Here is a 14,076-nt window from a genome sequence, read left to right as displayed (position 1 = left end):
CCTTTTTGCGTCAATCCCTTTTTTATCAATCAACGACAACTGTCTACAAAGCATTCAGTCAGCTGACCAAGGCTAAGCTCGGCTGAAATCTCATCAACAAGACTGAGTCCTTATAGCGCCGATTCATGCTGGGGTTTCTGGCACCAGTTATTTTGCGCCTTGATACCGCCGTCAGGGGATGTGTAGCCCAGACAACCGAGGATCGTGTCGAAAAGCTCCACATGGCGATGGGTGATGCCGATGCGCTGCTGCGCCTGTAACCGTTCAAACCCATCGCGATGGGCGGGATCCGCCAAGAACGAGTCTGAGGCCCACACCATCATCGGCACGCGGAATTGCTCCGGCGGAGCCATATCCCGCGGCGTACCGTGAAAATGATAGTTTTCATCAATGGATTCGCCGTGATCGGAGGCATAAAATACCAGGGCTTTCTTGCCTCGCACCTGGTCGATAACCTTATCGATAAAGCTGTCGGTATATAGCACGCTATTATCATAGGCATTAACCAGCTGCGCTTTACTGCAGGCCTGATCTACGCCGATGCACTCCGGCTGATAACGGGCATAGCTGCGGGGATAGCGTTGTGAGTAGAGGTAATGGGAGCCTTTGGTGTGCAAAATGATCAGATGCTTGCCCTTGGGATACCGGTTCATTGACTCCCGCATCTCGTTCACCAGCAGCATATCATCCACATTTTTGCCGTCATTGCGTTTTTCCGCGCCAATCATTTCGCGGAAAGAGAAGTTATTGGCATCGGTATTATTATAAAACCAAACCTCGCTTTGCATGGCGAACAGCTCGGAAGTAAACCCCAGTGAATGCAAAACGGCAAAAATATTTTGTTCTTTCAGGGTACGCTGCTGATTTTCCGACGTCCCCCCCTCCCGAACAAACATGCAGCGCAGCGAGAGTTTAGTGGAGGTATCACAGGAAAGGCCGCGAAAGGCCACCAGGTTTTTTTCATTGGACAGCATGGGGGTCGTGTCCCGGGTGTAACCGAGTATGCCCATATGATCCCAGCGGGTGGTTTCACCAATGATGAATACCACGTAGGTGTCATCGATACCGGCCGGGGGGATATAGGTAAAGTGTTTGGCGGGATCGAAAAGCGAGGCGTTATCCTGGCGCTCGTCCAGCTGGGTATAAGTGAACAGCCCCAGCGCCGCCATCCAGTTGATGGGCAGGTAGGAGTGCGCAATCACTCCGCCGTAGCTGGGCAAATCGGTGTTGGTCAATTTTTCATGCAGATTCTGCAAATTTTCCTGGTAGCGAACCGGCAGCCAGATCAAGGCAAAAACCACCAGCAGGCCCGCCAAGGCTTTGATACGTTGTCCCGGCATTTTCAGCTGTTGGATAAGCGTACCGCTAACGGAGTTTTTCCAGATAATAAACAGCGGGATGGCGCTGACCGACACCATCCAGATGATAAAGTGGAAGCCAACCATTTCTTTGGATAAATCAATGTCGGTGGTCATTACCGACGCGATAATGCCATAACCGATGACCACATTGAAATAAGTCATGTAATAACTGGCGGCAACCGAGATCAGCAGCAATAATGAAGCCACGGTCCGGTAAAAATAGCGGCCGCCCAATGAGATAAGCCGCATAAGGAAAAAGGTGGACAGTACCGCGGCGGTGATCTCCGTTAAGGCCACCAGCATGTTGGCAGGGGTAGCGCTTGGGTGCAGCAAATCAAAACGGCGTATGAAAACCGACAGATTAAGAAAAAACCCAATATAAACAGCAAGAAATATCGAGAATTTATGCTGTGAAAAAAGTTTTGCAAAAGTCATCAATGAAAAAGTCCTGGCACTTTTGTGATAATTTTTTTAGTCGCTGTTATTACAGTGTTTTTTGCAGGACATGCAACGATTAAGGTCTAACCAGCGCTAACAAAATCTTAAAAAAAAACAACAATAGATACTTTTTGACACGCATAACATTAAAAAGTTTTATGCACAGCTTAGCCAGGCCAGTATTAAACATATAAAAAAATAACCGCCCGAGGCGTGCAGCCCGGAGCGGTTTTTTTTGTCTGTCGCCGGCGGCCTCGTCTTGCGCCTGTCCGGTCTTATGCAAAACTAGTTAATGACGTTGAGCTTAACATCAATGTTATTGCGAGTCGCGTTGGAATAGGGACAGACCACATGGGCCTTCTTGACCAGCTCTTCCGCCACGTTACGATCCATGCCCGCCAAATGGATATCCAATTGGGCTTCAATGGCAAAGCCGGTGGGAACGGGACCAATGCCCACGGTGCCTTCGATATACGCATCCGCCGGTAATTTAACTTTTTCCTGGGAGGCAACATGCTTGAGCGCGCCAAGGAAACAGGCCGAGTAGCCGGCGGCAAATAATTGTTCAGGGTTGGTGAAAGCCCCGCCGGGTCCGCCCATTTCTTTGGGTATGCCTAATTTCACATCCAGTACGCCGTCGGATGAGGTTGCCCGTCCGTCACGTCCGCCGGTAGCCTTGGCTTTGGCACGATAAAGAACTTTTTCAATAGACATCGTTTTTTCCTCTTACGTTATGGGATGTTATCTCCGCTTGCCGGAGCGTATTCATTCACGATTAAATCGCTTGCAATATAAATGGACCACATCAATTAATTATAGCCGATCCGTTCTGATCATAATGCGTTCCGCTAAAGGGTCGCCTTGGGCGGTTTTACCATTGCGCCAGCTGGGCGCGCAAGGATTCAAGCTGTTTTTTCAAGCCGGTTAATTTTTCTTCGCTACAGGCGGTGGCGCACAGCACATCGTCCGGAACCGATTTGGCAACATCTTTCAATGCCCGGCCCTGATCGGTCAAACGGATGATCACCTGGCGCTCATCCTCGGCGGAACGGGACCGCAGCAATAAACCGGCAGCTTCCAGACGCTTAAGCAGCGGGGTGAGGGTGGCGGAATCCAAAAACAGTTGCTCGCCGATTTCCGATACCATGATTTCATCCCGTTCCCATAACACCAGCATGACCAGGTATTGGGGATAGGTGAGATTCAGCTTCGCCAGTAATTTGCGATACACCTTATTCAGCGCCAGGTTGGCGGAGTACAGGGCAAAGCAGAACTGTTGGTCTAGCGACATTGACATAGCCATCGGTGTGTTGCCGTTAAGTGGTGACTTCATGGTTTTATTTTATATAGCACACTATAGAATAGCAAATTATTTTTTTAATTTTCCCTCGATGCCCGCTAACCGGGCTTTCCCCAGGGCCGGATAATGATGTCAATACTCCATAATTTTGCTACATATTATAAACGACATAGAGTCTTGCCGCGCCAAGCTGTTAATATTGCCCGACAAGCAACTCATTATTTCTTTAACGTAAGCGTGTAAACATGGAAGCCTGGAAGGTCAATATTATCTCCGTCTGGTTAGGTTGCTTCTTTACCGGACTGGCCATGAGCCAAATACTCCCGTTTTTACCGCTGTATGTTGAACAGTTGGGCGTGCATTCCCATGAGGCCCTCAGTATCTGGTCAGGTCTGGTCTTCAGCGCCACGTTTCTTATCTCCTCGGTAGTATCCCCTCTCTGGGGCAGCCTGGCGGATCGTAAAGGACGTAAACTGATGCTGCTGCGGGCATCATTGGGTATGGCGGTGGTCATCGCGTTACAAGGGTTCGCCCAGAATGTCTACCAGCTCTTCCTGCTGCGCGCCCTGATGGGGCTAACCTCCGGCTATATTCCCAATGCCATGGCGCTGGTGGCCTCACAGGTGCCGCGCGATAAAAGCGGCTGGGCGCTGGGTACTCTTTCCACCGGGCAGGTGGCCGGCGTTATCGTCGGCCCGCTGCTGGGGGGATTTATGGCGGACCATCTGGGGCTGCGGACGGTGTTTCTGGTTACCGCGCTGCTGATGTTTGTCAGCTTCCTGATTACGCTGTTTTTGATTAAAGAAAAAGTTGTCACGGTCACCAAGGCGAATATGCTCAAAGGGCGAGCGGTTTTCGAAACCCTGCCCTATCCCACCCTGATTTTCAGCCTGTTCATCACCACGATGATGATCCAGCTGACCAACAGCTCCATCAGCCCTATCCTGACTCTGTTTATCAAGGATCTTGCCGGCAACAACGGCAACCTGGCCTTTATCAGCGGCGCCATCGCCGCCGTGCCCGGGGTGTCGGCGCTTATTGCCGCCCCGCGACTGGGCCAGTTGGGGGATCGCATCGGCACCGGCCGTATCCTGATGACCGCCATGATTGGCAGCATTCTGCTGTTTTGCATTATGGCGTTTGTGCAGACTCCCCTGCAGTTGGGGATATTGCGCTTTCTGCTGGGTTTCGCCGACGGTGCCCTTATGCCCGCCGTCCAGACCCTGCTGGTCAAATATTCCAGCGAACGGGTGACAGGAAGGATTTTTGGTTATAATCAATCCTTTATGTATATGGGCAACGTGGTGGGCCCCCTCATTGGCTCCAGCGTATCGGCGGTACTGGGGTTTCGCTGGGTTTTTGTCTTCACCGCGCTAATGGTCTTTATCAACACCATGCAGCTTTGGTCGGGCTTGCATAAAGTCAGCCCGCCGGACAAATCATAACTAACACACTGCCCTCAGCCGGACCAAACGGACAACAGCCTTTCCCGGCCAAACTCACAGGAAACGGCCGTATCAATCAACCAGGCACAAGGGAGGCAAGACTTACCGCGGGCAGATCAAATCCAAGGGTAGCGGCCGCCCATCTGTACCACCATGATTCCGGCGCAAATCGCTACAAAAAACAGAAATACTATCAAAATCCTGGTCATCGCCATTCTCCTGTGACTCACCACGTTTATCTTCCGGCCCCGGCCATTGCGTTAGCCGATGCCGACCCCGCTGCTTATTTTTTGACCGCTCAGCTCATTAACTATAGCCGCTTCTGATTTTTTTGAGGAAGGCGGCCTCTTTTATCTGTCAGGCCGTCAATCAATATTGAAAGACCGATACCCGCGGCAGCGTATCGGTCCGGACGTAAAGAGCGGTTCACACTCTTTGCTTATTTAATAAAAATACGAAAGCGCTCTTCGTCGGAGATGAACGTTTTCTCTCCCGCCGGCTGCTCGATGGAGCCAAACGGCATTTGCGCCCGCAGCTTCCAGCTGTCCGGCAAATGCCAGGTGCTTTTCACCTCGTCGTCTATCAGCGGATTATAATGCTGAACAGTGGCGCCGATATGCTCCTGGGCCAAGGTCGACCAAACGGCGAACTGAGCAATACCGGTAGAATGTTCCGACCAAATGGGAAAGTTGTCGGCATACGCAGCGAACTGTTTTTGCAGCGTATCGATGACCTGGGTATCTTCAAAAAACAGCACCGTACCCTTGCCCGCGGCAAAGGAGGCGAGTTTGGTTTCAGTAGTGGAGAAAGCCTCGGCGGGAACGATTTTTCGCAAGGTCTCTTTAATGATATTCCATAATTTTTCATGCTGGGCGCCAAAAAGCACCACCACGCGCGAGCTTTGAGAATTAAAGGACGAGGGACTGTGTTTCACCGCTTGTTTGATCAGCGAAGTGATTTGGTCCTCCGACAGGCTGACATTTTTGCCAATGGCATAGATTGAACGTCGAGCCGTAATCGCGTCTAAAAAAGCGTTGCTCATGAGATGACTCCCGTTAAAAACGAATTAGAGAACAATGATATCCGTACCTTACAATTCGTCAGATAGCTTATTCCTTGGGGTAGGGTCTGTAAATCTCTCGCGACATTCTAATGATTAACTATGCTGATAAAACATGTTTTCAGAGGAATTCCAGATGACGATAGAAACCCTGGACCTGAACGAGGCGGTGGGCGGGGTGCCCAACAGTCCGCTGCCGCTGGTCATTTACCGCAATATCATTCCGGTTGAAACAAAAGATCCGGCGTCATGGCTTGAACAGTGTTTCACCGCACATCAATGGCCGCCCCAATGGCGTTATATTATCTACCCCTTTACCCATTTCCACGCCGAGACCCATGAGCTGCTGGGAGTGTATGCCGGACAGGCCCAGGTTCAGTTCGGCGGGGAAACCGGGCCGGTATTGCCATTGACCGTAGGGGATGTGGTACTTATTCCGGCCGGGGTCGGCCATAAGGCCGTCAAATCCGAGGAAGGTTTTATGGTGGTGGGGGCTTATCCGCCCGGAATGAGCGCCGACTTATGCCGCGATGATCCCGCCAAACTGGCGGCGGTCCGTCAACGTATCGCCAAGGTCCCCCTGCCCGCCACCGACCCGATTACCGGCGATCGGGGAGGCATTACCACTCTGTGGCATAACCCCGAACAAGCCTGAAGCTATACTTAGGCACAGGGTGATGGGAAACTTTCCCGACTTGCACTTTGTGTGCAAGCGCGCATTAACCCTAAGCGCCAATCTGTTTTTTTGCCCAGCCGGCACGACATGTGAGGCAGCGCCCACTCAATGCCGCCCGGCTTTCAAGCTGGAGGAAAGGCTATGTCCCGTGTACAGGCAGTGGATCATTTAGTGGTCAGCGTGAGTGACTTTGCGGTTTCCAGGAAGTTCTACAGCGGCTTGTTCGATTTCCTGGGTTTTGAAATTATGGACGAAATGCCCGAGGCCATGGGCTGGAGCAACGGCAATACCCGCTTCTGGATATATCAGGCAGACCAGGAGGGCAAGAAGCATCCCTATCGCAAGGGCGATATAGGCTTTCATCATTACGCCTGGTCTCTTAACAGCCGTAAGGATGTGGATGAGCTGCAGGCCTGGCTGGAACGAAGCGGCGCCAAAATCGCCGACCCCGCCGGTGAATATTATGATGATTATTATGCGGTATTCTTCCTAGACCCTGACGGCATGAAGCTGGAAGGCATGCATTACGGCAAATAAAGGCATGCTGTTCTATAGATGATTCAGCGAAATCGGCACGGTATCCATTTCGGGGGCCGTGATAAGCGGGTTTGGCGTTGATGTCGGCTGTCGCGTTATGGTGGGTGCCGGGCTGAGGGTGCCGCAAATCTGCGACGGCCCCCTATTATTGCATATCACGAATACGCTTGGAGGGGGCGTGAAGCCTTCCAGGGGCCCGACAAAGCTCGGGAAAGAGTATATACATAGACCAGACACCTTATAGCGCGAATCGGTTGAGATGAGCGCCCGCCTATCCTTGAAACCGGGAAGAACAGGTCTATTGGCAGCCGCAGAGGCTGCCGCGATTCTCGATTCCCCTGCTGAAAGATTCCCGCTTTTGTTTGCCCCGGTCTGTGGTGATAAATAACAGCAAGGGAACACGATATCTAAACATGCTGCGGCTCCGTCCATTATGGCATCTCCTGATAATCTGCTTAAAGAGGATAACGAAGGACACTCTTGTTGGATACAAGCGCTTGTTGGATACAAGCGTTATACCTTTGCATAGATGAAATCATTGACTATTATTTCCTTTTATATTCAAACATTGATACTTGGTCCGGGTACCGATTACGCGAATTAATTGTTCTTCAGTATATGATGTGCTGGATGAACTTCGCTGCCGGGTTTTACCTCTTTCATTGTCTATGTGCTGTAAATGCTTTATATCGCCATCCCACGAATGATTTACCACTATTACCTTGTCCTTGCCTTTGACATTTAGAATACTGTGGTTGAGCAATATGAGATTAATGATATCATCACTTGGGCCATGACAATTATCAAATATTTTGACAATATCGCCGCCTATTTTATTTAAAAGCGTGCTCAATGGCGGATGATTTTTGTGGCTCCCGTCAATGTCTACTATAAATTTTGATGATCTATCGAAACTGTCACCTACCATAAGATTGCTCAATGCCTTTATATGCTTATGAAATTTTTTAACATTGGATTGCTTTTGCATTGAACAAGTTTCAATATAGTATTTTACAATATAATTTGAGCATGCATAGAGAGTGATGCTTTCTCGCACCCAAATTTCTTCGGCATCGGTATTGATAAAATTATCATAAGTTTTATCAGCATTTCCTTGGCACAAGGAAAAGAAATCCCTTAAGCAATGATCTACAAACAGCTGCTTGAATGTTACCGGCAGCGATTCTCCTGTTGCGAACATCAATGCTGATGGATACAAATCAACCAGGTGGTCACAATTCTTTTCGGCCTTGTTCGTATAGGGTTTATCATCGCGGTTAGAGACCTGGCGTAAATTTGGGAGATAATTATTATCCTTGCTGGCTACCGGCGGCATAATCAACGAAAGCCGATTATTATAAATGGCATGATCAAAAAATGTTAGCATACCTCAATCTCCTATTATTATAGATATTAGTAAAATTTAGAATTAATTTTATATTTTCAAAAGCAATGATTAGTTTTTTGTTTCTGATAGTGGCATTTGTTTTTAAGGTATTTATTATCCTTATAATTTTTAGAGTATTGCAACAGCCTTGGTATTAGGCATATTCAATCATTTTAGGCATTTATCGCTGCCTTTCGCGTTCTGAAAAAGGACGGTAAAATTAGCCATGGCTTTTGTTAATTAAATGTTACCAGCCGGAGACATACTAACATCGGAAAATGGGGTTAGCAATAGCTGTCGCCGACCGGGGGATTATATATATAGTTATAAATAAAATTTTTTATGCATATAAAAAATTTATATATTGTTTCGGACAGCAGCTCTCTGTGCTGTCGCCATCATTTTACTTATATTATCGATTATTCACTAAGCGACAATGTATTCTGCCTTTCCGGCAAGGGCGTTTGGGGTCTTGCTACTTCTCGATTAACGACATGAGTAACTTTTTTAAGCTGTGGCCGTGTAAGTCGTAGGGGTCGATCGACCACCACCTCGTCGGAAAAACGAACAGAATGTTGTCGCGCCCCTTGGTGGCATTGGGATGTGATTTCGGTACAATCGGAATCTGCCGCGGCATCATGCTGGGAAGGCAAGGTGGGTGCGGATAAGGAGGGAGAAGAGGGCGTATAAGTGATATTCACAATCTTATTAACATTACCCGGTTTGGCCCTTTGTCCCTCATCCGTAGCCGGATTGTTATCCGACGGACATTTGAAACAAGCGGACAAACGATCCACGACCTCAGTGATTCCCAGCATAATAACTCCTATCAAATTTTCCAGTGAATACCATGAACATTTTTTTCACTAGGCGAAAAGCAGCTTAAAGAAACGCCGTCGGCTAAGAGTATAGGCCATCCGCGACAGCCGGATAACGCTTTATAATAATGTATTTTAAAATTAATTAGCAATTGGCATTAAGTATTTATATTTTTAATCAACTAACCCATTGCGAATGACTTTTATTTTAAATAATTAAATTATTAGTTTAATAACAATTTGCCACATCATGATCATTTAAATGCATCGGATTTAAGCGCCCGGCCGGCAAGGCCGGGAACGTTTTTTGTTTTGATGATCGGCTAACCGTCAACCGATAGGCCATACTTATGGTATGTCAACGCAACAGAGGATATGATCATGAAAGAGATCGGCGCCAATGGGCAGGTAGACTATGTCGAATTCAATGTCAGCGACATACCACGCGCTAAAAAATTCTATGGCGAGGTGTTTGACTGGCTCTTTACCGATTACGGCCCAACCTATACCGAATTTTCCGACGGCCGCATTACCGGCGGATTTACCACCACTGAGGCCATAACCACGGCAGGAGGCCCTCTGGTGATTTTCTATGCCAAGGATCTCGTTGAAACCCAGAAAAAGCTGCAGGCCGCGGGAGCTGAGATCGTGAAACCCATCTTCGCCTTTCCGGGCGGAGAGCGGTTGCATTTCAAAGATCCCGAGGGATATATTCTGGGTGTCTGGACCGAAACCTAACCCGGCCGGAAGATTACGTCCCCGACGGCCGGCACCGTCCGGCCGTCATACCCAGGCCGGATTTTAATCTGTCTGACCGCTACCCCGCCGCCAGACTTGCCCCGGCCTTTTTCATAACCCCCTACCGGCTTTCCCCTATCGTTCTCATCTCGCCCTGGACGACTTTGCCGAAGCTGTCCCGTATCACCATAATGATGTCCGGTTTTGACCTGTCTATTCCCCAGTCCCTGGGGCACTATGATTCCACAGTCAACCTGAGGAGTCCGAAAATGGCACAGAGCGCGTTATTGATCATCGATGTCCAGACATCTTTTCTGCACCGTCCCTATTGGTCCGAGGCGGATTTGCCCCCGTTTAAACAGGCGCTGACGGCGTTGATAGAGGGTTGCCGTCAACGGGGAGCGTTGTTGGTGGATATTTTCCACGACGACGGCGAATGGCCTTTTGCTCTGGATTCAGGATTAGTGACTCGGCTCCCTTTTTTGACCCATACCGCCGATGTCACAGTCTATAAACACGTGCATAATGCCCTTACCGAGTCCGGATTACATGCCTGGCTGCAGGAGCGGCGGATAAAACATCTCATTATCGCCGGGCTGCGTACCGAGCAGTGCTGTGAGACCACCGCGCGGGTCGCTTCCGATCTGGGGTACCGGGTGACCTTTGTTACCGAGGCGACGCTGACGTTTCCCATGACCCACGCCGGCCGGGCCGTCAGCACCGCCGAGCTGAAATTTCATACCGAAACCGTACTGATAGATCGCTTCGCCGCTATCAGGGATGTATCCGGATGCCTGGCTGAATTAACCGCGGCAGAATGACGCCGGCCACCGAGGGCACACATATGCGCGACGTCTATTTTCTGGTATTGCCGCAAACGATGGCGCTGGATCTGACCGGGCCGGCGGAGGTATTGGCCTTATCCGGCGCCTTCCGCTTGCATTATATCGGCCCACGGGAAGAGGCGATGACGTCGGTGGGCCTGACGGTGGGGCACATCGCTCCTCTCCCGGCGGATTTGCCCGACGACAGCCTGTTGCTGATACCCGGCGTGGCGGATTCCCGGCACCAGTTGGACAGCGCTCCCGCCAGGGAAGCACAGCTTTGGCTGCAGGCAAACCGGCAGCATGTTCTGTCCCGCCGCTGGTCGCTGGTTTGCGTCTGCTCCGGCGCATTGCTGGCCGGACGGGCCGGACTGTTGGACGGCTATCGCTGCACCACCCACCATGATGTACTGGAGCGGCTGCGCCAGCAGGCGCCCGCCGCGCTGGTGAAAGACAACCGGATTTATGTGGAGGATCGCGGCATCTTTACCAGCGCCGGCATTACCGCCGGCATTGATTTGGCCCTTTATCTGGTGAGCAAGTATGTCGATGCCCGGCAGGCGATGGCCGTTGCCCGCGAAATGGTGGTTTTTTTCCGCCGCGGCGGGGACGATCCGCAGCTGTCGCCCTGGCTGCGCTATCGCAATCATCTTCATCCGGCGGTGCATCGGGCGCAGGATATTCTGGCCCATGAGCCGGAAGCCGAATGGCAGTTGGAAGATCTGGCCCGGCAGGTGTTTATGAGCAGCCGCCACCTGACCCGCTTATTCCGCGAGCATTTGGGGCTTAGCGTCCGGGAATATCATGAGCAGTTGAAACTCGCGGTGGCGCAGCAGCGATTGCAACAGGGCATGGGAATAGAGAAATCGGCTCTGGCGGCCGGGTTCTCATCCAGCCGCCAGCTGCGGCGGGCGCAATTGCGCTGGAATAGCTGAACAGCCGACCTCAGCTTACCCAATGGCGTCTGTCGATTTTTCCCAGCCCCACCGCCAGTAATAAACTGCATATCAGGGTAACCGCAAACAGCACCGGAATGTCGAGCATCGGATAGGCTTTGTTATCCCAATTATGGGTGCGGGCAAAGTTAATGAAAAAAGCATGGAAACCATAAATGCCCAGCGAGTAGTGTGAAATCAACCGTAACGGCATGGCCGGCGGATGGGTTAACGCCTGCTTGAACACGATAAACAGGCTGATGGCGGCAATAAACACCAGGGGACCGCAATAGATATAATAGGTTTCAGCGTACTCTCCGTTTATGATCAATTGCCTTTTCGTACCCAGCGCTATTAAGGCTACCGCCAGCAAAAAAATCCCCCCCATGGCGTAGGGGATGAATTTACCCTGTATGTCCATTACGCCTATAGCGCGCCCGAGCATGGCATATAACACATAATAAAATGCATCGCCGCTGATATAGAAATTGAGGGGTAGAACGGACACTTTGCCTATATTTACCACATTGGTATTGGGATTAGCCAGGACGCCCAACAACAGGACAATCCAGATCAAACCTTTCGCCGATACGGGTTTTATCCGAACAAGGGGCGATAGCAGATAGATGATGATCAAGGCATAAAAAAACCAGAGATGAAAAAATATCGGCTTTTGAAACACATCCTTCAACGCCTCCACGGTATTGATGGAGGTTAAATAATTCATATAAATCAAAGAGATTATACTATAAAATAGTATACAGCATGCTATGCGGCAAAAATGTTTTTTACCGGCTTGCCTCTCGCCAAAAAAAAGAAAACCGGAAATCATGAAAAAAAGCGGAACCGACACCCGCGAAGCGGAATTGAGTACATTAGCCATTAACCAATTATATTCGCCCACCCCCAGGCCATGAGTGACATAAAAAGAGGTGGTATGAATCATTATCACCATTAGACAGGCCGTGGCGCGGAGGTTATCTATCCAGTACAATCTATTGTCGTTGTTCTCGGTTATCATCCTTTTCCCCGCTCGGTACTCATTGACGTAGATCTGGCTATATTAAAAATAGGCTATATAACTCAGCGGCATTAAACAATATCTACCCAATAGAATTCTCGTTGCGGCCAGGCAAATCTTTAGAACCACGGCCAGAATGTGCTGACAGGCCATCTTGGGGGTTGCTTCTGGCAATATTTGTCTGCAAAATAGCCAGCCAGAAGTGGTTGTACTACTGGGTTGAACTATTTTTCACCCTAAATTCAATTGGTTAGTTTATGCAAAATGCTTTTTCCCCCGCTACCCGCTCCGGACGGCGGGCGTTGCTGTTTCCGTTGTGCCTGGTTTTGTTCGAATTTGCGGTTTATATCGCCAATGACATGATCCAGCCCGGTATGATGGCGGTCATCGAAACCTTTAATGCCGGGCGTGAATGGGTTCCCACTTCAATGACAGCCTATCTGGCCGGCGGCATGGTGCTGCAGTGGTTATTGGGTCCGCTGTCGGATCGCCGCGGGCGCCGTCCGGTCATGCTGGCGGGCGTGCTGTTTTTTATCGCCGCCTGTCTGGGCATCCTGCTGGTGAATACCATTGAACAATTTATCGCGCTGCGTTTTTTGCAGGGGTTTGGCCTGTGTTTCATCGGCGCGGTAGGCTATGCCACGATACAGGAGTCTTACGAGGAGTCGGTGTGCATCAAAATCACCGCCCTAATGGCCAATGTCGCGCTTATCGCGCCGCTGCTGGGCCCGCTGGGGGGATCCCTCATTGTCCGATTCGCCTCCTGGCAGGTAATGTTCATTTTGTTCGCCGCGGTGGCGGCCATTGCCCTGGCGGGGTTGTGGCGCGCAATGCCGGAAACCGCTTCACGCATCGGCGAACCGTTGTCCCCCGCCGGCCTGTGGCAGGACTATAAAAAAGTGCTGACCAACCGCCAATTCATTTATGGCGCCATGGCCATCGGCCTGGCCTGTCTGCCGCTGCTCTCGTGGCTGGCGCAGTCGCCGGTCATTTTGATGGGGGAGGAGGGGCTGACGCCGGTTGAATACGGCATGCTGCAAATGCCGATATTCGGCGCGCTGATTATCGGTAATCTCACCCTGGCCCGTTTAAGCGGCGGGCGTACCGTGGACAGGCTTATCAAGCTCGGCGTCGCGCCCATTATCGGCGGGCTAACGGTTGCCGCCGCGGCAACGCTCTGGTCTCCCCATGCCTATCTTTGGATGACTGCCGGCCTGAGCCTGTATGCATTCGGTATCGGCATCGCCAACGCCGGCCTGTATCGCCTGACGCTGTTCTCCAGCTCCATGAGCAAAGGCACCGTTTCGGCGGCGGTGGGCATGCTGAACATGGTGGTGTATACCTTGGGCATTGAGCTGGCCAAAGTGCTGTATGAACAGGGCGGCAGCGGATTGTTCAATCTGTTTAACCTGCTGAGCGTGCTGGGCTGGTATGCGCTGGTGCGGGTGTTTATCCGCCGCCGCGCCTCGACGCTGACGTCATTGCCCACCGCGGCACATTAGTATTAGTGATGGCCGGCGAGTGCCGGCCATATTC

The 14,076-nt window shown here is 50.8% G+C and carries 13 protein-coding genes; 7 read left to right on the top strand and 6 right to left on the bottom strand.

The features are described from left to right. Nucleotides 1-110: 110 nt before the first annotated feature. The 3 genes from eptB to ACL2XJ_RS08340 form a co-directional block, all read right to left on the bottom strand. Complete coding sequence (eptB, locus tag ACL2XJ_RS08350; RefSeq protein ID WP_413726202.1) at nt 111-1,796, bottom strand: kdo(2)-lipid A phosphoethanolamine 7''-transferase; 1,686 nt, start codon at nt 1,794-1,796, stop codon at nt 111-113. Between the two features lie 288 nt (nt 1,797-2,084). Further along, nucleotides 2,085-2,513 (bottom strand): organic hydroperoxide resistance protein, encoded by a 429-nt coding sequence (locus tag ACL2XJ_RS08345; RefSeq protein ID WP_132924025.1) that lies wholly within the window; start codon nt 2,511-2,513, stop codon nt 2,085-2,087. A 157-nt stretch (nt 2,514-2,670) separates the two neighbouring features. Continuing rightward, nucleotides 2,671-3,096: a MarR family winged helix-turn-helix transcriptional regulator gene (locus ACL2XJ_RS08340; RefSeq protein WP_243701599.1), complete on the bottom strand. Its 426-nt coding sequence runs from the start codon at nt 3,094-3,096 to the stop codon at nt 2,671-2,673. Between the two features lie 248 nt (nt 3,097-3,344). Here ACL2XJ_RS08340 and ACL2XJ_RS08335 point away from each other — a divergent pair, with 248 nt between their 5' ends. Further along, nucleotides 3,345-4,544, top strand: a complete 1,200-nt coding sequence (locus tag ACL2XJ_RS08335) for a multidrug efflux MFS transporter (protein WP_132924027.1) — start codon at nt 3,345-3,347, stop codon at nt 4,542-4,544. A 439-nt stretch (nt 4,545-4,983) separates the two neighbouring features. On the opposite strand, the gene ACL2XJ_RS08330 is transcribed toward ACL2XJ_RS08335, so the two are convergent. After that, nucleotides 4,984-5,586: a nitroreductase family protein gene (locus ACL2XJ_RS08330; RefSeq protein ID WP_413726201.1), complete on the bottom strand. Its 603-nt coding sequence runs from the start codon at nt 5,584-5,586 to the stop codon at nt 4,984-4,986. Between the two features lie 154 nt (nt 5,587-5,740). Here ACL2XJ_RS08330 and ACL2XJ_RS08325 point away from each other — a divergent pair, with 154 nt between their 5' ends. Further along, a complete protein-coding gene (locus ACL2XJ_RS08325; protein WP_203524294.1) occupies nt 5,741-6,259 on the top strand; it encodes a cupin in 519 nt (172 codons plus the stop codon). A 162-nt stretch (nt 6,260-6,421) separates the two neighbouring features. Then, complete coding sequence (locus tag ACL2XJ_RS08320) at nt 6,422-6,817, top strand: VOC family protein (RefSeq protein WP_413726200.1); 396 nt, start codon at nt 6,422-6,424, stop codon at nt 6,815-6,817. 535 nt (nt 6,818-7,352) lie between these two features. Here the strand turns inward: ACL2XJ_RS08320 and ACL2XJ_RS08315 are convergent. Beyond that, on the bottom strand, nt 7,353-8,204 hold the full coding sequence (locus ACL2XJ_RS08315) for a hypothetical protein (RefSeq protein WP_413726199.1): 852 nt from the start codon (nt 8,202-8,204) through the stop codon (nt 7,353-7,355). A gap of 1,199 nt (nt 8,205-9,403) precedes the next feature. Here ACL2XJ_RS08315 and ACL2XJ_RS08310 point away from each other — a divergent pair. The 3 genes from ACL2XJ_RS08310 (at nt 9,404) to ACL2XJ_RS08300 (ending at nt 11,519) form a co-directional block, all read left to right on the top strand. Beyond that, nucleotides 9,404-9,760: a VOC family protein gene (locus ACL2XJ_RS08310; RefSeq protein ID WP_203524291.1), complete on the top strand. Its 357-nt coding sequence runs from the start codon at nt 9,404-9,406 to the stop codon at nt 9,758-9,760. A 269-nt stretch (nt 9,761-10,029) separates the two neighbouring features. Further along, nucleotides 10,030-10,581, top strand: coding sequence for an isochorismatase family protein (locus ACL2XJ_RS08305; RefSeq protein WP_413726198.1), 552 nt, complete (start codon nt 10,030-10,032; stop codon nt 10,579-10,581). A gap of 23 nt (nt 10,582-10,604) precedes the next feature. Then, complete coding sequence (locus ACL2XJ_RS08300) at nt 10,605-11,519, top strand: GlxA family transcriptional regulator (protein ID WP_132924035.1); 915 nt, start codon at nt 10,605-10,607, stop codon at nt 11,517-11,519. Nucleotides 11,520-11,529: 10 nt separating this feature from the next. On the opposite strand, the gene ACL2XJ_RS08295 is transcribed toward ACL2XJ_RS08300, so the two are convergent. Beyond that, a complete protein-coding gene (locus ACL2XJ_RS08295; RefSeq protein WP_413726197.1) occupies nt 11,530-12,540 on the bottom strand; it encodes an acyltransferase in 1,011 nt (336 codons plus the stop codon). A gap of 257 nt (nt 12,541-12,797) precedes the next feature. On the opposite strand from ACL2XJ_RS08295, the gene ACL2XJ_RS08290 reads away from it, so the two are divergent. Further along, nucleotides 12,798-14,042, top strand: a complete 1,245-nt coding sequence (locus tag ACL2XJ_RS08290) for an MFS transporter (protein WP_132924036.1) — start codon at nt 12,798-12,800, stop codon at nt 14,040-14,042. Nucleotides 14,043-14,076: the final 34 nt, after the last annotated feature.

This window comes from Sodalis sp. RH16 (assembly GCF_047324245.1).
Taxonomy (GTDB): Bacteria; Pseudomonadota; Gammaproteobacteria; order Enterobacterales; family Enterobacteriaceae; genus Acerihabitans; species Acerihabitans ligni.
This window is presented reverse-complemented; position numbering and strand designations above follow the sequence as displayed.